Genomic DNA, 19603 nt, shown 5'->3' with positions numbered 1-19603 from the left:
TTTAGTAAAGCTAATTATAAAACTGCTGCCAATCCTGTCCATCCTGTTTGATGCGATGCGCCGATACCATGCGATGTTTCTCCATGAAAATGTTCGTAAAACAATACCAGGTCTTCAAAATGTTCAGTTTGATAAATATCGTATTGACCATGTATGGGCCTGTTGCCACTATCATCAGGCACAAACATATTCATCAGCCGTTGTGATAATTCACCTGCTCCATCCGCAATAGAAATAGGCGTGTTGCAAAAATTAAATGTGATTTCGTTTTTGTAAAATTTTGCATAAATCTTTAAAGCACGAACAATTAAAAAATTTAAGGGCATCCATACAGGGCCACGCCAGTTGCTGTTGCCGCCATACATACCGTTGTCACTTTCACCGGGCATATATTTCAATCCATAATCCTGCCCATCAATAGTCAATTCAAAACCATTTTCATACACTTTGCTTACAGAACGTATACCACCCGGAGAAAGCATTTCGTTCTCATCAAACAATACCGGTAATAAAGATTGTAATTGTTGTGGCGTTAATAAAGAAAGCAACGCCGCATTTTTATCCGGAGCATCATCAACAACCTGGTAACGGGTATTACTATTTTCAAAATTGCAGATCAGTTGTTCCAAACGTGGCGTAGTTTTTAATTGTTCTTTGCTAATGTACAATACTGCCAGCAAAGGAATGATACCGGCTATTGATCGCAGTTTTACAGGAATACTTCTTCCATCAGGCAATTGTAATACATCGTAAAAAAATCCATCATCATAAACATTTGTATCAGCCCAAACATTTGATATTTGTTGTAACGAACCTGCGATTTGCACAAAATGATTGAAGAAGTTGATGCAATCCTCTTCATACTTTATATCTTTTTTGCAAAGCAGCAATGCCATCTCCAGCATATTTAAACTGAACAAAGCCATCCAGGCCGTGCCATCAGCCTGATCAAGCCTGCCGCCTTCGGGTAAACCATTGCTCCGATCGAATACACTGATATTATCCAAACCTAAAAAGCCGCCTTCAAATACATTATTGTGATTAGCATCTTCCCTGGTTTGCCACCAATTATAATTTTTCAGCAATAAAGGAAAAATAGTTTGTAAAAAATCAGCATCCATTTTTCCAAATCTGCTTTTTTCTATCCTGCAAATTTCCAGTGCCGCTAAAGCCTGCACCGGCGGATTCACATCACTGAAATTCCATTCGTATGCAGGCAATTGGCCATCGGCGGAAAGATAATTTTCTCCAAATAATAACAACAATTGTTTTTTTGCAAAACCAATATCCACTTCGGCAATAGCTATGGAATGAAAAGCTAGGTCCCATGCAGCAAACCAGGGATACTCCCATTTGTCGGGCATGCTGATAATATCGGCAGCTTTAAATGCCTGCCAGTTGGTATTGCGGCCCTGCCATCTTTGCGCCGGTGGAATAGGTTGCCTGGCATCACCTTTTAACCAGGTGGCTACATCATAATAATAAAATTGTTTACTCCACAACATGCCTGCCAACGCCTGCCTTCTTACTTCGGCATGTTGTGCAGTTTCGTTTTCTTTTATCAGCCCTTTGTAAAATGTATCCGCTTCTTTTTTACGTTTATCAAAGCAGGCCGCAAAGGCATCATCAAATGGTTCCTGCATCTGTTGAGTAGTAAGCCTTAAGTAAATGGTAGTAGTTTCCTGCGCCGCCATTTTTAAAATATACAATGGCGATGCTTTGGTACCTTCTTTTTTATCCTCTAAAAAACTAAAATCATTTTGTATAATGGCTTTATGAAAAGCATCTTTCCTGCAGGGATGTTTATCACCTGTACCCCACAATAATTTTTTATTGTTTTTATTTTCAGTGAATAAAACTTTATCCGCTTCTTGAAAATAAAAATAGTAGTCTGGTAAATTTTCGTGTTGTGTTTTTATAGACCTGCCATCATCTTGCAAACTCATCGAAATTTTTTCTTTTGTCAATCCAAATTTCCAGGTATTTCTGAACCACAGTGTGGGCAAGAGGTGCAGCGTGGCTGCTTCACCGGCACGGTTACTGATTGTTATCCGTATTAAAATATCATCAATGTCAGCTTTTGCATATTCTGTTGCAATATCAAAATATTTATCGTTATTAAAAATACCGGTGTCTAACAATTCATATTCGGGTTGTTGTTTGTTACGTTCGCTGTTGGTTACCAACAGATCATCATAAGGAAATTCTGCCTGCGGATACTTGTACAGGTACTTCATGTAACTATGTGTGGGGGTATTGTCTAAGTAATAATACAATTCCTTTACATCCTCACCATGATTACCTTCGCCATTGGTTAAACCAAACAATCGTTCTTTTAATATCGGGTCTTTGCCGTTCCACATCGCCAAAGCAAAACATAAATACTGTTGCTCATCACTAATGCCGGCAATACCATCTTCGCCCCAGCGGTATACACGGCTGATGGCCTGGTGATGCGGAAAATAATTCCATGCATCGCCCCCGGCACTATAATCTTCCCTCACCGTTCCCCATTGTCTTTCGCTGAGGTAACAACCCCAGTGCAGCCAGTTTTTTTTACCGGCATTGTATTCATTTAATCTTGACTGCTCTTCATCCATAATGGGCTGTTAGTATATAACGTTAAAAGAAAATAATAATGTAGTAATAAATAAAAGTGAAATACCGGCCAGAAAAAAGAAGTCGGCAATATTTTCCAACCGGCTTTCATTTTTGATGTTACCCCTTATAGATAAAAACGAAAGTATACAACTGGCCATAAATAAAATTATAGCAGCAGTTGTAAATTCATCTATCAAAGATTTTTGAGCAATATTTAAAACCTTCAGTGAAGTTAACACTACAAAACAAATACCCAGTAAATTGGATGACGCATTTAAAATATGGGACGATTTATGATCTTTATTTAGCATCAGCAAAATATTTTATTGCTCGGTGTAATGATAAGCTAAACCGCCATCAACATAGTAAGTACTGCCCGTTACATATTTGGCATCGTCACTTGCCAAAAAAGCCATCACATTCGCCACATCTTCCGGTTCACCCAGGCGATGTAAGGAAATATTATTTTGTAAAGGCCCTAATAATTCAGGCTTGCTTAAAAGGTCTGCGTTAATTGGTGTGCGTATGGCACCCGGTGCCACATTGTTAATACGGATATTTAATGGGGCCAGCTCAACAGCCAGGTTACGCATGATCATTTGCATAGCACCCTTGCTTGCACAGTAAGCAGTAAAATTAGGGAAAGGAATTTCTTCATGCACACTGCTGTTGTTTACAATTACACCGGGCCGGTTATTGGTTTTTAAATATTGTACAAATGCCTGCGTTAAAAAGAACATGCCTTTTACATTTACACTCATTACAATATCGTATTGCTGTTCGGTAACTTCCCAAAAGGGCGCATGAATTTCTACACCGGCGTTGTTAATTAAAATATCCAGTTGCCCGAATGCCTGCACTGCCTGCGTTAGCAAAGCCTGTACATTTTCTACCTTACTGATATCTGCTTGTAAAAAAACCGCTTTGGCTCCTGTTGCCAGCACCTGGTTAATGGTTTCTTTTGCATTATCATCATCACGTAAATCATTTACTACTACGTTGGCACCTTCCTGGCCAAATTTTACTGCAATAGCACGGCCAATACCACGGCCGCTACCGGTAATTAAAACTGTTTTGCCTGAAAACTTTCCCATTGTATTTTTTTTTAGTGAAGTTCGGTAAAGATGCAACAGGTATTTTGTTTTTTTAGTAAAACAAGCGTTAACGCAATGCAGGGTTACCAACCTTTTACCTGTTTAACTGTGTTGCACTCTTATAAAGGTTGGCAACCCTTTATCATTCTTTTTGTAAAAAATATTTTGCAATAGAATTATATTTACAGAAAAATATAACCATGGCAACAGCACACGAAATTGATTACAAGATTTACGGAGAAGAGCTCCAGTTTGTAGAAATAGAATTAGACCCCAACGAAACCGCTATTGCAGAAAGCGGCGCCTTTATGATGATGGATAATGGCATTGAAATGCAAACGCTTTTTGGCGATGGCAGCCAGCAACAGGATAACAGCCTGCTGGGAAAATTATTCAGCGCCGGTAAAAGATTACTGGTGGGTGAAAGTTTATTTATGACCGCATTTACCAATGCCGGGCAAGGAAAAAAGAGAGTAAGTTTTGCTGCACCTTACACCGGAAAAATAATAGTATTTGACCTGGCAAAACTGGGTGGTAAAGTAATTGCACAAAAAGATGCTTTTTTATGTGCCGCAAAAGGCGTGAGTATTGGTATTGAATTCCAGAGAAGATTGGGCACCGGTATTTTTGGTGGCGAAGGTTTTATTATGGAAAAATTAGAAGGCGATGGGTTTGCATTTGCACATGCAGGAGGGTACATTATTGAAAAAGACCTGCAACCCGGCGAAATATTAAAAGTAGATACGGGTTGTATTGTAGCCTATACCCCTTCAGTAGATTTTGACATTGAAATGGTAAGAGGAATTAAAAACTGGATGTTTGGCGGCGAAGGATTATTTTTTGCCAAATTAACCGGCCCGGGTAAAGTGTGGTTGCAAAGTTTGCCCATCAGCCGTTTGGCCGGCAGGTTACAACAGTACACTTACCATCGTAAAGAAGAAGGAAGTATTCTCGGCGGCTTAGGTAATTTATTAGACGGAAGAGAGTAAGAGTATAAGTATTTTAAAGAAGTCAACTTTTAAAAAGTTGACTTCTTTGTTAACTGCCAGGGCATCCTGCGTGGCTTTTTTATAAAATAAATTTGGCAATTAAATTCCTTTAATCGTATATTTGCGATATAAATTATTACAGACGAATGAATCGTCTTTTTTATTACACTTATTCATCGTAAAAACACGATTAATGGCAATTCATAAAAAAGAAGCATTTACTCAAAAAGAACAGGACCTGGCAGAATTTGCCAAGGCCATAGCACATCCTGCACGTATTGCCATATTAAAAATTCTGGCACAACGCAATGAATGTATCTGCGGCGAAATAGTGGAAGTATTGCCCTTAGCACAAAGTACCGTAAGCCAGCATTTAAAAGAATTAAAGAATGCCGGGTTGATTGACGGTAGTGTAGATGGCCCACGCAGTTGTTATTGCATTAACTGGAAAGCCTTTGAGAAATTTATGGGTGAATTCAGTTTCTTATTTAATAAACTTAAGGTGCAGAATGAAAAAGCCTGCTGTTAAAATAATTTTTTCAACATAAAAAGTATAGCCATGAACAACGAACTTGAAATGAAAGAACTGGTAAAAGAAAAGTATGCCGCCATTGCGGAACAAAGCCAAGCTCAAAACGCCACTTCCTGCTGTGGCGCTACATCATCCTGTTGCGGTGATGAAGTATACAACATTATGGCAGATGATTACACCAGGCTGGAAGGGTATAATCCTGATGCAGACCTGGGATTAGGTTGCGGATTGCCCACCGAATTTGCAAAAATTAAGGAAGGCGATACCGTTATTGACCTGGGTAGTGGTGCAGGCAATGATGCTTTTATTGCCCGCCGTTTTACGGGCGACAAAGGAAAAGTATTGGGTGTTGATTTTACCGAAGCCATGGTAAAAAAAGCCAGGGCCAATGCTGAAAAATTGGGATTGAATAAGGTGGAATTCCGTTTGGGCGATATTGATGATATGCCTGTAACGAGTAATTATGCTGATGTAATTGTAAGTAATTGCGTATTGAATTTAGTGCCTAACAAATACAAAGTGATCAGCGAAATTTTCAGGGTGCTGAAACCGGGAGGCCATTTTTCTATCAGCGATATTGTACTCGAAGGCAATTTGCCAGACAAATGGAAACAAGTAGCAGAACTATATGCAGGTTGTGTTTCAGGCGCTATTCAAAAACAGGTGTACCTGGAAATTATTGAGCAGGCAGGTTTTAAAAATATCAGTTTGCAAAAAGATAAAGCCATCATTATACCAGATGATATTTTAGCTAATTATTTAAGTGCAGAAGAAATTCAAACTTATAAGAACGGAAAAACAAAGATCACCAGTATTACAGTATACGCAGAAAAACCTGCAAAGGATGGCAGGAATTGTTGTGAACCGGGAAGCGGATGTTGTTAAAATCATTTGGGTGGGTCACCCCATTAGGGTGGCTCACCCAAATGATTTTAAAGGTTGTTAACTTTTAAAAAGTTGACAACCTTAATTTAAACTTATAACCATGGAAATAAAAACAATGCTGCCAGAACACTGGTCATCTGTAAAAAAAATTTATGAAGAAGGTATTGCTACGGGCAACGCCACTTTTCAAACCACTGCACCCGAATGGGAAGAATGGGACGCAAGCCATGTAAAAAATTCAAGATTGATTGCTAATGAAAATAATAAAGTACTTGGATGGGCTGCTCTAACGGCAGTGAGTGGGCGTTGTGTATACGCCGGCGTGGCCGAAGTGAGTGTGTATGTAGCAGATGCTGCAAGAGGAAAAGGCATTGGCAAAAAATTATTACAGGCATTAATTGAGGAAAGTGAAAAAAATAATTTCTGGACTTTGCAGGCAGGGATCTTTCCTGAAAATATAAGCAGCATAAAAATTCATGAGGATTGCGGTTTCAGGATTATAGGACGTAGAGAAAAGATAGGAAAGATGGAAAATAGCTGGCGTGATACTTTATTATTAGAAAGAAGAAGTTCAATAACAGGAATATAGGGTGGGTCACCCCAAAAGGGTGGCTCACCCGGTAAAATTACCGGAGACAAAAAAATATGAAAAAAAAGAAACTACTTTTTGTTTGCATCGAAAATAGCAACCGCTCTCAAATGAGCCAGGCATTTGCAAAAATTATTGGCGGCGAAAATGTGGAAGCCTATAGCGCCGGAAGTAAACCGAGTGGCATTGTAAACCCTAAAGCAATTGCTGCCATGAAGGAGCTGGGCTATGACTTAAGTACACATGATAGTAAAAGTTTGGATGAAGTAAAAGCATTTGCACCCTTTGATGCAGTAGTAACCATGGGTTGCGGCGATGCCTGCCCCTGGATGCCCGCCCAACAATTTATCGACTGGCAAATACCTGATCCCAAACATATGGAACCAGCGGCATTTAATGAAGTGAGAGATTTTATAAAAGGTAAAGTGGAAGAACTGATCAAGAATCTTGATTAAAAAAATGTCCCGGAAATTTCCGGGACATTTTTTAATCTCTTATCAAGCACTATTAATTCCTGCTGTTTAATTTACTCAGCAACCTTAAAATTTCAAGGTATAACCAAACAATGGTAACCAGCAAACCAAAAGCACCATACCATTCCATGTATTTAGGAGCACCCATTGCTGCTCCATTCTCAATCATATCAAAATCTAAAATAAGGTTGAGTGCAGCAATAGCTACTACAAATAATGAAAAGCCAATGCCCATCATGCTGCCTTCATGTAAAAAAGTAAAATTGTCAAAACCAAACATGCGCATTACCCAAACAATAAGGTAAAAAATAGCAATACCAGCAGTGGCAGTAATAATTACTGATTTAAATTTTTCAGTCGCTTTAATAATTCTGAAACTATACAACAGGTACATTGCAACCGCAGTACCCAATGTTAAGCCCACAGCATTAATTACAATATTGGGAGCTTTTGCTGCAAAAGCTTCACTGTAGTAGGCTGATATAGCGCCGACAAATAAACCTTCCAGTAAAGCATAAGCAGGAGCCAGGTATGCACTCCATTCTTTTTTAAATGCCATTACTATTGCTACTACCAAACCTCCAAAGCCACCAATCAATATCAGCGGCATTACATTACCTCTTTCTGCAAATTCTTTCCAGGAATAAAAAGAAGTGCCTAAAACCATCAACATTAAAAAACCAAATTTTTGCAACGTGCCTTTTACGGTCATTGCGTTTTCGTGTGTTATCACATCATCCAGCACTGTATCCCTGAATCTTTTTTCGGATAAGGCCGGATTGCCGGATTTGAATAAAGCCATAATTATAAAATTTAGATATTAAAATTAAGCAATTCCTGCGAAACGTCAAACGTGAGTGGTCAATCGTCAGTCGTGAGTACACCCGACATGCAGCGTATTTACCACTCATGTCTGAAGACTCATCACTCACCCTTCACTACTCACGCTTTAACCCCGGGTATTTGCTCACCGTTTCAAAATCATATTCGTCGGTTGCTTTCAGCTTTTTTATAAACTGGTGTAGCTCAGTAGAGTCTGCAATATCTTCATACACCTGGTCGTGAGCCAGTAATACCAAATGGCCTGGTGTTTTGGTTTTGTTGTGTGCAAACATACTATCTATCTGCAGCACCATTTCATCGCTGGTGTTTTTCAATTTCAAACTATCATTAAAATGCCACTCCAGGTCCCAGCCCACTTCTGTAAAGCCATCTTTATATAAACTGTCTGCTGTGGATATACTCGTCTTAATATCGGTGCTGGTAATATTTGCCGTGCGCCAGATATTTCTTCCCGGAGTACGGATGATATTGGCAGTTAAATGCAAACTATCTGCACAGCGGATAAAATCTTTTACTGCACTGTCAGGTACCGTATAAAATTTGGCAAACTTATTTTGAAAAGCATGTGTAAAACTGTGGTTGGCAATTTCAAAATATTTGCTGGCAACAAGACTGTCGAATGTAGCAGTTTGTTCCCTGCTGCCATACACATGCTGGCCAACAATAAATAAAGTAACAGGCACTGCTTCTTCTTCTACAATGTGCATCATTTTTTTGGTGCCTCTGTTGGGCCCATCATCAAAAGTGAGGTAGATGGTTTTCTTTTTCTTCCTGGGTAAAGGCGGGGTAGCTGTTTTACTGGTAGAGTCGGGTAAAGAAAATTGAATGTTACTAACGGATGCTGTTGTTTCGGTTTTGTAGTAGCTGCAGGCGGAAAAAACAACAGTAATAAAAGTAGTTTTTAAAATTGTAGAGGTGGCTTGCTCAACCTCAGAGTCAGGGTCCATAATGGTTTTGATTATAAAATTTAATTGTTTAGTGAAGATATTAGCGGGGGAGGTTTATTTCCAAATGAGAGGCTGTTAAAAAATACAAAAATGTTACAGGTTAAGGGTTACGGGTTATTTTAGTTATTGATTGTTGTTTTGGTTACCCGCAAACAATCAACAAACCCGTAACCCGTAACTAAAACAACCCGTAACCCGTAACTCCTAAGCCCTAACTTTGTATATTTGCCCTATGGAACAGTTGGTAAACCAGATAACAGCACTAAAGGAAGAAATTACAGCCTGGAATGGCGGTGATGCAGAAACATTTCGTATTAAATACCTCGGCACCAAAGGCCTGGTAAAAACCATCATGGGCGAAATGAAAAATGTAGCGGCAGAAAATAAAAAAGAAGCCGGGCAATTATTAAATGAATTCAAACTTTTTACAGAAGCAAAATTTGAAGATCTTAAAGCTGCTGCTCACGACTCACCACCCGCTACTCACGATGCGATCGATTTAACTTTACCCGGTGATAACCTTCCGTTAGGCAGCCGGCATCCCATCAGTTTAGTAAAGAACAGGATCATTTCTATCTTTCAACGCCTTGGTTTTGCAGTGGCAGAAGGGCCTGAGATTGAAGATGATTTTCATAATTTCTCTGCATTGAATTTGCCGGAAAATCATCCGGCACGTGATATGCAGGATACGTTTTACATTTCTCAGAATCCGGATTGGTTATTGCGTACCCATACCTCAAGTGTACAGGTACGTGAAATGCAAAAAGGAAAATTACCGATACGCATTATCTGCCCGGGAAGAGTGTACAGAAATGAAACCATCAGTGCAAGGGCGCATTGCTTTTTTCACCAGGTAGAAGGTTTATACATTGCAGAAAATGTTTCCTTTGCCGATCTTAAACAAACGCTCTACTTTTTTGTACAGGAAATGTTTGGTGCAACCGTGAAAGTGCGTTTTCGCCCCAGTTATTTCCCATTTACCGAGCCCAGTGCCGAAATGGATATCAGTTGCCTGATATGTGGTGGCAGCGGTTGTAATGTTTGCAAACATACCGGCTGGGTAGAAATTTTAGGTTGCGGTATGGTACATCCGAATGTTTTGGATAATTGTGGTATCGACAGTAATAAATATACCGGCTTTGCATTTGGTATGGGTATCGAAAGAATTACAATGTTGAAATACCAGATAAAAGATCTACGGTTGTTTAGCGAAAACGACCTGCGCTTTTTAAAACAATTTACGAGCGCCGTATAAATTTCACATAAACCTTAATCCAAAAATAAAAATCAGCACATGAAGACTCTTTTTTTTACCGCATTGTTTACGATGCTGGTGTCGCTAAGTTTTGCACAATCAGCAAATGTTACCTGGGGCGATGAATTCAAACTTAAAAAAGGCAGTACCGACCTGGAAGTAATACATACGGATAACACCGGGGTGTATGTAAAAGAATCGCACTTTGCATTAAAAAGTTATTTTGTTATCGGGGCAACTGTAAGAGAGTCTGCCACACTCACTAAATTAGATAAGGATCTTAAAGAAGAATACAGTAATAATTTCAATAAGGAATTAAAGGGTAAAGAGTATGAAAGCTTTTTCTTTTTGAAAGATAAATTATTTTTATTGGCAACGGATTACAGCAAAAAAGATAAAACACTCACCCTTTTTGCAGCAGAGATCAATAAAGCATCCGGAGAATTAGCCGGAGAATTTACCGAAGTAACCAGTTGGCAGAAAGATGAAAAGAGTGAAGACATCAGCTTTAAAGCCTCTTATAATTCAGATAGCACCAAAATGGTTTTGGTAAGTACTGTAGAGGGTAGAGAAAAAAATAATTATGAAGTACGGCAGTTTGATGATAAAATGAAAGCCGTAGATAAGCCCATTGCTATCAGTAATGAATTTGATCCTAAAACTTTTGTTTTGGAAGACGTAGTATACACCAGCAATGGCAATGTGGTAATGGTGGGCAGAGAATACGAATACCAGGAAGGGAAAAAGAAAAAAGCAAAATACCTGGATTTTAAAAATTACGTTATCAGGATCTACAATAACCAAGGCAAACAGCTAAAAGAAATTAATACTGCTATTAATGCCAAATGGCTGGTAAGTACTAAAGTAATGCAGTTACCGGTAAAAGAATTAGTACTGGCAGCATTTTACAGCGATGAAAAAAGAGGCCGTGAAATTAATGGTATGCTGGTACAACGTATCAATCCTGCAACAGGCGAAATCATTACCACAAGTCAGAAAGATATTAATACTTCTATGATCACCACTGTTGAAGATGATAATGGCGATGACGACGATGATGAAAGCAGGAAAGAAAGAAAAGAAAGAGAAAAGCTGGAGAAAATTCAGAATGATGAAGATGGTTTTTCAAAATACATGCGCTTCCGCAATTTTATTTACACTGCCGATAATGGCCTTGTGATACTGGCAGAAAAATATAACAGTTATTCTTACACCACAACAAGTTATTCCACCTCCGGCGGTACCGGCCTTTCAATGGGCAGAACCACCAGCACCACTTACCAGGTATACGAATGTGGTGATATTATGATGAGTAAGATTGATGCTGCAGGAAATATCGGCTGGCTGAATATTGTACCTAAGCAACAACGGGAAGTAATTCAAACCAGTTCCAGCAGTGGGCCGGCAAACGGCATCAGCATGAGCTTTAACTTTTTCAGAGGTGGCTTTAACTGGCCGTTTTATGCAGGCTATGGTGTATTGCCTGCTAACAATTCGCTGAATATAATCTTCAACGACAATAAAAAAAATGATAAGGTATTGCAGCTTGGACAAAAAGTAAAAAAGATAAGCTACTTCGGAAAATCCGATTGTTTTGCTATCAGCTTAAATCCTATTACAGGAAAATATACAAGAGCTTCCTTGTTTAATAATAAAGAAGTGCCTACCGCAATGCCAAGGCTCAGTTCTGTTTTAGGAAAAGACCTTTACATGATTGGTAAAGAAGACAGGATGTTGGGTAAAACGAAAATTGCGATTGCAAGGTTGAGTATAAAATAATTGTTAGTTTGCAGCTATCGAAAGCGTTTATGAAAATGGTATAATATAAAAGATGAAGTACTTATTTTTTATACTGCTGTTTTTCATAAACGCTTTTTGTTTTGCACAAAAGCAAAGCAGTAATGAAAAATTCTTTGTATTAAAAAGGCATCAAATTACTTACCCGGTAAGCCTTAATTCATCAAAGGTTTATTTTCGCAATTTTAAAAAAGATACTTTGGCCAAGGATTTTAAAGAACTTGGACCATTGAAAATTTACAGTATTTCATCCACCATGTATGATATTGCATTTATTGTTCTATTAAAAGAAAATAAATTTATTGCTTCTTATGCAGGCTGTTTACAAAGAACAGTTTCAGGGGGAGCTTATACAATTGAAAATGATACACTGGTCATTAAAAGTTCAAAAAAAATCTTCAACTCTATTCTACGCAATAAAAATATCGATGCACTGAAGTATTATTTCATTGATATTGCTGCGACTACCTATTCTATAAATGACAGCGGATTAGAATATGTAAATCATGCAGTTTTGCTGGCAGATAAATAATTGTTCTTCATAGAATCTCTCTCAAACAACTCTTTTCACTTTTTTTGCGTCTTAATACCTGCTATATCTTTTGCAGCAAGTATATTATAAAAACTCCGCAACGGGCATTTTCTTCAAAAAATTTATAGCTATACCACCTTTGGCATTATAATTGAAAAGCTGCCATAGAAAGGCATATAAAAAAATCAATCGTATGAACAACAAAACTTTTAGTAAAAAATTAGTAGCACTATGTATTGTAGTTACAACTGTGCTGGGCTCTTGTTCTGTTTCAAATGAAGCCAGGGGTATTAAAAAGAATATTAACGGTAACTGGGTACTGCAAACCATAACAGCAGAAGGCATAACAGGAGTTGCCAAAACCAGGATCTTTAATGAAGCGGATTTTGGTTGCTTTATAGGTAGTGAATGGAATTTTCTTGCCAATAACAGTACAGGCAGCTACACAATTGTAGATACAAAAAAAGAATGTCCTGCTATTAAAAGATCTATTCGCTGGTCGGTATACGAACCTAAAGATCTGCCTAAGGAATTTCAATTTAAAAGACTGGATGATAAAAAAAATCCGATGGATGATAATGCCGGCTTTAGGTTAAAGATCACACAGCTGGATGCTGCTCAAATGAAGCTACGCTCTGAAATAACATTTGAGGGAAGGCCAGCTGCTATCATTTATAATTTTGTAAAAAAATAAATACTCAACCGATCAAACTAATATATTATGAAGACAATTTTTGGAAAAACAATTTTATCAGTAGCAGTTATTGCATTACTGGTAAGCGGATGTAAAACAGTACAGAAGACCAATAAAACACAAAGAGGTGCTGCCATTGGTACCGCAGGCGGTGCCGTTATTGGTGGTATCATTGGCAATAATGTAGGTAAAAAAGGGAACACTGTTTTAGGTGCTGTTATTGGCGGTGTTATTGGTGGAGTTGCAGGTGGCATCATTGGTAATAAAATGGATCGCCAGGCAGAGAAAATTAAAACAGAAATTCCAGGTGCCGAAGTAGAAAGAGTAGGAGAAGGTATTGTGGTAACATTCCCCGACAAAAATCCTGATGGTTCTAAAATGGGCGTTTACTTCGATTTTAACCAGGCCACCATAACCAGTAATTCAAAACTGGCATTAGATAAACTCGTTAAAATATTTAATGAATATCCTGAGACCAATATTTTAGTGGAAGGCCATACTGATGACAAAGGCACGGAAACTTATAATCTTACTTTGTCTCAGAAAAGAGCCGATGCAGTAGGTACTTATTTAAAAGTTAATGGTATTGCACCCTCAAGATTAACCATCAAATGGTATGGAGAATCTCAACCAAAGGTTGATAATACCACCGATGCCAACCGGGCCGAAAACAGGCGTGTGGAATTTGGTATCACTGCCAATGATAAAATGAAAGCTGATGCTAAAACAGAAGCGACAAAAAATTAAACTGAGTATATAAATTTCTATAGCCTTATTGCTACCCTGGCAATAAGGCATTTTTATTTTAAGTAAGAATAGAAATAATATCTTTATGCTTTAATAGCTGTAAATGATAGAAACGATTTGCGTAATTGGTGCCGGCACAATGGGTAGCGGTATTGCACAGGTAGCTGCACAAAGTGGTTGTTATACTTTATTGTTTGATATTAATAGCGAAGTGCTGGAAAAAGCGAAAATTGCTATTCAGAAAAATCTGCAATACTTAGTGGACAAGCAAAAAATTACTGCTGCGGAAAAAGAAATGATATATAGCCGGATACGTTTTGTAAATGATACTAACGATTGCGTTGCCGATGTGGTGATAGAAGCAATTGTAGAAAAGATAGCTGCTAAAGTGGGCATCTTTAATCAGCTGGCCGAGGTTAATCACAGCAAAGTGATTTTTGCAACCAATACTTCTTCACTTTCTGTTAGTGATATACAAGCTGAAATAATTCATCCCGAAAGGGTAGTGGGCATGCACTTTTTTAATCCTGCGCCATTAATGAAACTGGTGGAAGTGGTTAAAGGCAATCAAACGTCTGACGAAGCTGCGCAAACTATTTACGACTTGTGCAAGCAAATGAATAAGGTACCGGTATTATGTAAAGATGCGCCGGGGTTTATTGTAAACCGTGTTGCAAGGCATTATTATTTAGAGGCGATGAAATTAGTTGAACGTGGAGAAGCATCTTTTGAAAATGTTGATGCAATTATGGAAGCCACAGGTTTTAAAATGGGCCCATTTAAATTGATGGATCTTATCGGTATGGATATCAACCTGGCTGTATCACAAAGTATATACGAAGCCTTTGATAAAGCAGAACGCTTTACGCCATCACCCATACAAATGGATAAAGTAGCTAAAGGAGACCTGGGAAAAAAAACAGGGAAAGGTTTTTATCAGTATTGATTAGTTAACGCATACACAGCAAACGAAGCCAGCCAATGTTCACCTTCATAATTACCTGTTGCTACTTGTGGTAGTGCAGCTGCCAAATGTTCATTAGCCAGGTCGAGCAGGTGTTTATTGTTGATGCTGGCTGCTATGCCTTTTAAGCACCATGCCCTGCTTAAATTCAATCCATCAAGATGTACTAATTTGCCATCAGTCCTGTCATTTACTTTCCCCGGGGTTATAGAAAATTTTTTATCAAACAATTGCGGCATAAATTTTTTTACCCAAACAGTAAATTGTTGTTTGGGTAAAACTTTTCTCATTAAATCTGCTTCTTCCAGGCAAGGGCTTAAAAAATCATTGCCATTGGGCTCCCAGCTAAACGGGCAATTGTTGTCTGCTGCATAAAAACGTAAAGCAGTTTTTTTAATAGTATTTGATAATGCAGTATCATTTTGATGAATGGCATAATCATACATCATGCTTAAGCCAAAAGCAAGATTACTATGTTCACCCACTCTTATCGGGTAAATCAGTTTCTCCAGGTAGGTGCCGGTTAATGTAGAAAGCTCGGTTGCTAATGGCTGCAGGGCAGCCGCCCATTTTTTTGCATCGGCATCATTCCAGCTCAGTAACTCATCCTGCAATTGTAGTAACCATGCCCAGCCATAAGTACGTTCAAAACTTTTATTGTCTTTGTTTTTAAAAACCAGTAATTCCTGTTGTATATTTTCTGTAGTAAAATGTTTATTGAATAGTTGGCGGATTTGTGCAGCTTCTGCAATATTGGGATACAATTTTAATAGCCGCACCAGCATCCAGTGGCCGTGCACACTACTGTGCCAGTCGAAGCAACCAAAAAATGCGGGGTGATAATTTTTAGGCGATCCTGTTAATGACGAATCACTGAATGTAATACCGGTTTTATAGGGGAATTCTTTTTCGGCACAACGCAAGGGAAGTTTTGCAAAATGCGAAGCGCCGGTTGCAGTAAGTACTATCTGACCGTTTATTTTTTCGTAGTGTTTATCCTGGGCTTTACTAAAACAAACTATGGCCCAACTAAAAACAAGAAAGAATATTTTTTTACCCGTCATTGTATCTATTTTTGATCATTAAAAATAGCATTTATTATTTCACCACAATATTCCATATCACCATTAAACGAAACGGCACTGCTGGTTGCCTTTGAAAAGGCTATTGATGAAGGCATCAACGAAAAAGTAATTGCTTTACACCAGGCATTCAACGATTGTAATTTTAAAGGTTTTATAGAAACCGTTCCTGCATATTGTTCGCTCACCATTTTTTATGATGTGGCCATCGTTAAAAAAAATAATCCGGATGCAACAACCGCATTTGAGTGGGTGAAAAATTTTACAGCGCAATTAATACAGGAAACCGATATTGTTACTAATAACAAGGAAAGAATAATAACCATTCCCGTTTATTATAATGGAGAGGACCTTGAATATGTAGCAGCACAACATCATCTTTCTGTTGATGAAGTGATTAGTATACACACTGCAAGTAATTACCGTGTGTATATGATCGGCTTTTTACCCGGCTTTGCCTATATGGGTAAAGCGGATGAACGTATTGCCACACCACGCCTTGCATCTCCACGTACGAATGTAAAAGCAGGTAGCGTTGGTATTGCTGGTCTTCAAACAGGTATCTATCCTTTGCAATCGCCGGGAGGCTGGCAACTCATCGGTCAAACGCCGGTAAAAATTTTCGATACACAAAAAAGTAATCCTTGTTTATTACAAGCCGGAGATAATGTGCAGTTTGTTTCTATCGGTAAAGAGGATTTTGAAAAACTAAATGAGTATTAAAATTATCAAACCAGGGGTACTCACCACATTGCATGATGCCGGACGATCCGGCCATCGGGGTATTGGTATTGGCACAGGTGGAGCAATGGATATTTTTGCCATGAAGGCAGCGAATTATTTATGTGGTAATGATGACCAACAGGCAGTAATGGAAACCAGTTTTCCTGCGCCGGAAATATTATTTCAGCAGGATGCTATAATTAGTTTGGCCGGTGCTGATTTTGCAGCCACAATAAATAACACTGCAATTCCGGTTTGGAAAACAATATTGGTTAAAAAAGGGTCTCTTTTACAATTCAAACAACCTTTATCAGGATCAAAATTATATTTGGCAGTACATGGTGGCTGGCAGGCACAACAATGGCTCAACAGTTATAGCACACATTTAAAACTTGCTGTGGGTGGTTATTCAGGAAGAGCGTTGCAAAAAAATGATGTCATTAATTTTCGGAAGCATAATTTTTCTTTTGAAGCCAACGTAATTTTATCCCATAGGATTTCAGCATATCAACTGGAGAAGATATATCAGCCTCAAAACAATATCCGTTGCATTAAAGGCGTAGAATACGATTGGCTGAATGAAACAGCAAAAAATAATTTTGAAAAAAATAATTTTATTATCAGTAATCAAAGCGACAGAATGGGGTTGCGCTTAACTGGCAATACAATTATGCTACAACAAACCACAGAACTGATCTCATCTGCTGTTGATGCAGGGGTAATACAATTATTACCCGATGGTAATTGTATTGTTTTAATGGCCGATCACCAGACTACAGGCGGCTATCCCCGTATTGCATCCGTAATAAAAGCAGATCTGCCAAAACTTGCCCAATTAAACCCTAATAATAAAATTAGTTTTGCCATCATTACTTTAAAAGAAGCTGAAGATGCTTTAATTTCAACGCAACAAATATTGATGGAAATTAAAAATGGCTGTCAACTTTATCTCGAAAAATATTTAATACATTGATCGATATTAATTGCGATATGGGAGAAGGTATTGGTAATGAAGCAGCGTTGATGCCTTATATCAATTCCGCCAATATTGCCTGCGGCTATCATGCAGGCGATGTTGCAACTATGCGTAAAGTGATTGCACTTTGTTTGCAATGCAACGTTCATATTGGTGCTCATCCATCTTTCCCCGACAGGGAAAATTTTGGAAGAACACCAATGCAATTATCTGAAGAAGAAATTTATACTGTAGTTACTGAACAATTGATAGCAATAAATAAAGTGGCGAAAGAGTGCGGAGTAAGACTGCATCACGTAAAACCTCACGGTGCTTTATACAACATGGCAGCTAAAGATGCTGTACTGGCAAAAACTATTGCAAAAGCTGTGAAAGATTTTGATGCATCATTGATTTATTACGGTCTGTCAGGTTCTGTAATGATTGAAGAAGCTAGTAAACTCGGTTTGATAACTGCTGCAGAAGTTTTTGCCGACCGAACTTATCAAAGTGATGGCTCACTTACACCACGCCATCAATCCAATGCTTTATTACAGGATAAAGCAGCAGTGGTACAACAGGTAATACAATTTGTACGTCAGAATAAAGTGCAGGCAGTAACCGGCGAAGAGATTTTTGTAAAGGCAGACACCATATGCGTTCACGGCGATGGGGCACATGCTGTTGAGTTTGCAAAGGCCATTCATCAAAAACTTAATGAAAAATAAATCCTTTCTTTCGGACCCTTTACTGGGCGCAGCTTTTTTAATGGCAACATCTGCTATTGGCCCGGGTTTTATTACCCAAACCACAAAATTTACTGCGGAGTTAAAAGCAAGTTTTGGTTTTGTAATTCTTATTTCTGTATTGATGGATATCGGTGCTCAATTAAATATCTGGCGCATTATCAGCATCAGTAAATTATATGCACAGGATATTGCGAATAAAGTTTTACCTGGCACAGGTTATGTTTTATCGATACTCATTATTTTGGGAGGCATTGCTTTTAATATCGGCAATATTGCAGGTGCAGGCCTGGGTTTACAAGTGTTAACAGGCTGCAGTGTGCAAACAGGTGCTATCATCAGTTGCATAATTGCAGTGGTGGTTTTTATTTTTAAAGAAGCCGGAAAAGCAATTGATATTTTTGCAAAGCTCTTAGGCTTTATCATGATCGGCTTAACCTTGTTTGTGGCTTTTCAATCGCATCCGCCAATGGCAGAAGCTGTAATGAAAACTTTTGTTCCTGATACAATAAACGAAACCATCATTCTCACTATTGTTGGGGGAACTGTAGGCGGTTATATCAGTTTTGCAGGCGCACATCGTTTGCTGGAAGCTGGCATTAGCGGCGAAGAAAATATTAAATCTGTTTCTACAAGTGCAGTATCTGCAATTCTTATTGCTTCATTAATGCGGATACTTTTATTTGTAGCCGCTTTAGGTATTGTGTGGCAGGGTATCATATTGAGCACACAAAATCCTGCAGCAACCGTTTTTCAAAGTGCAGCAGGACAAGTGGGCTATAAAATTTTCGGATTGGTTTTATGGAGTGCAGCTATTACTTCTGTAGTAGGTTCAGCATTTACTTCGGTAACATTTGCAAAATTGTTGCACCCTGTTGTAACAAAAAAATTCAGGGAGATAATCATAGCCTTTATTATTTTCTCCACCATTATTTTTTTAATAGTAGGGCAACCGGTAAAAGTGCTGGTAATGGCCGGCGCAATTAATGGTTTAATATTACCATTTGCATTAAGTATTATTTTAGCAGCGGCCTACAAAAAAACAATCACCGGTAATTACAAACATCCCTACTGGTTGGCAGCAGCAGGTTGGGTGGTAGTTGCAGCCATGACTTATATGGGCATAAAAGCAATAAGTGGCTTATTCATTTAATA

21 protein-coding genes are annotated in these 19603 nt (G+C 38.4%); 15 read left to right on the top strand and 6 right to left on the bottom strand.

Annotated features, from left to right (window positions below):
- Positions 1-14: 14 nt before the first annotated feature.
- Genes ACQ334_RS09860 through ACQ334_RS09850 form a run of 3 tightly spaced genes read right to left on the bottom strand, consistent with a single transcriptional unit; the run spans position 15 to position 3695 of the window.
- Positions 15-2600: an MGH1-like glycoside hydrolase domain-containing protein gene (locus ACQ334_RS09860; RefSeq protein WP_430988033.1), complete on the bottom strand. Its 2586-nt coding sequence runs from the start codon at positions 2598-2600 to the stop codon at positions 15-17.
- 9 nt (positions 2601-2609) lie between these two features.
- Positions 2610-2912, bottom strand: coding sequence for a hypothetical protein (locus ACQ334_RS09855; protein ID WP_430988032.1), 303 nt, complete (start codon positions 2910-2912; stop codon positions 2610-2612).
- A 12-nt stretch (positions 2913-2924) separates the two neighbouring features.
- Positions 2925-3695: an SDR family NAD(P)-dependent oxidoreductase gene (locus ACQ334_RS09850; RefSeq protein WP_430988031.1), complete on the bottom strand. Its 771-nt coding sequence runs from the start codon at positions 3693-3695 to the stop codon at positions 2925-2927.
- A 200-nt stretch (positions 3696-3895) separates the two neighbouring features.
- Here ACQ334_RS09850 and ACQ334_RS09845 point away from each other — a divergent pair, with 200 nt between their 5' ends.
- From ACQ334_RS09845 to ACQ334_RS09825, 5 genes are all read left to right on the top strand, one after another.
- The gene (locus ACQ334_RS09845; protein WP_430988030.1) at positions 3896-4684 is read left to right on the top strand and encodes a TIGR00266 family protein; all 789 of its coding nucleotides are present in this window, start codon (positions 3896-3898) and stop codon (positions 4682-4684) included.
- 193 nt (positions 4685-4877) lie between these two features.
- Positions 4878-5213 carry an ArsR/SmtB family transcription factor gene (locus ACQ334_RS09840; protein ID WP_430988029.1) on the top strand — a complete coding sequence of 112 codons (336 nt, stop codon included), beginning with the start codon at positions 4878-4880 and terminating at the stop codon, positions 5211-5213.
- Positions 5214-5243: 30 nt separating this feature from the next.
- Positions 5244-6101, top strand: a complete 858-nt coding sequence (locus ACQ334_RS09835) for an arsenite methyltransferase (protein ID WP_430988028.1) — start codon at positions 5244-5246, stop codon at positions 6099-6101.
- Positions 6102-6201: 100 nt separating this feature from the next.
- Positions 6202-6690 (top strand): GNAT family N-acetyltransferase, encoded by a 489-nt coding sequence (locus tag ACQ334_RS09830; protein WP_430988027.1) that lies wholly within the window; start codon positions 6202-6204, stop codon positions 6688-6690.
- A 56-nt stretch (positions 6691-6746) separates the two neighbouring features.
- Positions 6747-7145 carry an arsenate reductase ArsC gene (locus ACQ334_RS09825; protein ID WP_430988026.1) on the top strand — a complete coding sequence of 133 codons (399 nt, stop codon included), beginning with the start codon at positions 6747-6749 and terminating at the stop codon, positions 7143-7145.
- 52 nt (positions 7146-7197) lie between these two features.
- On the opposite strand, the gene ACQ334_RS09820 is transcribed toward ACQ334_RS09825, so the two are convergent.
- Together ACQ334_RS09820 and ACQ334_RS09815 are read right to left on the bottom strand one after the other, a co-directional pair.
- On the bottom strand, positions 7198-7965 hold the full coding sequence (locus tag ACQ334_RS09820; protein WP_430988025.1) for a Bax inhibitor-1/YccA family protein: 768 nt from the start codon (positions 7963-7965) through the stop codon (positions 7198-7200).
- A gap of 136 nt (positions 7966-8101) precedes the next feature.
- Positions 8102-8953, bottom strand: coding sequence for a polysaccharide deacetylase family protein (locus tag ACQ334_RS09815; protein WP_430988024.1), 852 nt, complete (start codon positions 8951-8953; stop codon positions 8102-8104).
- 232 nt (positions 8954-9185) lie between these two features.
- On the opposite strand from ACQ334_RS09815, the gene pheS reads away from it, so the two are divergent.
- The 6 genes from pheS to ACQ334_RS09785 all read left to right on the top strand — a co-directional run bounded on the left by pheS (position 9186) and on the right by ACQ334_RS09785 (position 14924).
- The gene (gene pheS, locus ACQ334_RS09810) at positions 9186-10208 is read left to right on the top strand and encodes a phenylalanine--tRNA ligase subunit alpha (protein ID WP_430988023.1); all 1023 of its coding nucleotides are present in this window, start codon (positions 9186-9188) and stop codon (positions 10206-10208) included.
- 39 nt (positions 10209-10247) lie between these two features.
- Complete coding sequence (locus ACQ334_RS09805) at positions 10248-11987, top strand: hypothetical protein (RefSeq protein WP_430988022.1); 1740 nt, start codon at positions 10248-10250, stop codon at positions 11985-11987.
- Positions 11988-12039: 52 nt separating this feature from the next.
- Positions 12040-12537 carry a hypothetical protein gene (locus ACQ334_RS09800; RefSeq protein WP_430988021.1) on the top strand — a complete coding sequence of 166 codons (498 nt, stop codon included), beginning with the start codon at positions 12040-12042 and terminating at the stop codon, positions 12535-12537.
- Between the two features lie 193 nt (positions 12538-12730).
- Complete coding sequence (locus ACQ334_RS09795) at positions 12731-13231, top strand: hypothetical protein (protein ID WP_430988020.1); 501 nt, start codon at positions 12731-12733, stop codon at positions 13229-13231.
- Between the two features lie 27 nt (positions 13232-13258).
- A complete protein-coding gene (locus ACQ334_RS09790; RefSeq protein ID WP_430988019.1) occupies positions 13259-13978 on the top strand; it encodes an OmpA family protein in 720 nt (239 codons plus the stop codon).
- Positions 13979-14081: 103 nt separating this feature from the next.
- Complete coding sequence (locus ACQ334_RS09785) at positions 14082-14924, top strand: 3-hydroxyacyl-CoA dehydrogenase NAD-binding domain-containing protein (protein ID WP_430988018.1); 843 nt, start codon at positions 14082-14084, stop codon at positions 14922-14924.
- Here ACQ334_RS09785 and ACQ334_RS09780 read toward each other — a convergent pair.
- Positions 14915-16006, bottom strand: a complete 1092-nt coding sequence (locus ACQ334_RS09780; RefSeq protein ID WP_430988017.1) for a DUF2891 domain-containing protein — start codon at positions 16004-16006, stop codon at positions 14915-14917. The two genes, ACQ334_RS09785 and ACQ334_RS09780, sit on opposite strands and share 10 nt — an antisense overlap.
- Positions 16007-16030: 24 nt before the next feature.
- On the opposite strand from ACQ334_RS09780, the gene pxpB reads away from it, so the two are divergent.
- Genes pxpB through ACQ334_RS09760 form a run of 4 tightly spaced genes read left to right on the top strand, consistent with a single transcriptional unit; the run spans position 16031 to position 19601 of the window.
- A complete protein-coding gene (gene pxpB, locus ACQ334_RS09775; protein WP_430988328.1) occupies positions 16031-16747 on the top strand; it encodes a 5-oxoprolinase subunit PxpB in 717 nt (238 codons plus the stop codon).
- Positions 16737-17720 carry a biotin-dependent carboxyltransferase family protein gene (locus tag ACQ334_RS09770; RefSeq protein WP_430988016.1) on the top strand — a complete coding sequence of 328 codons (984 nt, stop codon included), beginning with the start codon at positions 16737-16739 and terminating at the stop codon, positions 17718-17720. The genes pxpB and ACQ334_RS09770 overlap by 11 nt, the downstream gene beginning before the upstream one ends.
- On the top strand, positions 17717-18430 hold the full coding sequence (locus tag ACQ334_RS09765; protein ID WP_430988015.1) for a 5-oxoprolinase subunit PxpA: 714 nt from the start codon (positions 17717-17719) through the stop codon (positions 18428-18430). The genes ACQ334_RS09770 and ACQ334_RS09765 overlap by 4 nt, the downstream gene beginning before the upstream one ends.
- Positions 18420-19601, top strand: coding sequence for an NRAMP family divalent metal transporter (locus ACQ334_RS09760; RefSeq protein WP_430988014.1), 1182 nt, complete (start codon positions 18420-18422; stop codon positions 19599-19601). Before ACQ334_RS09765 ends, ACQ334_RS09760 begins: the two co-directional genes overlap by 11 nt.
- The last annotated feature ends 2 nt before the right edge of the window (positions 19602-19603 follow it).

Origin of the sequence: Ferruginibacter sp. SUN106, assembly GCF_050611765.1 — a bacterium.
GTDB lineage: Bacteria > Bacteroidota > Bacteroidia > Chitinophagales > Chitinophagaceae > Ferruginibacter.
This window is presented reverse-complemented; position numbering and strand designations above follow the sequence as displayed.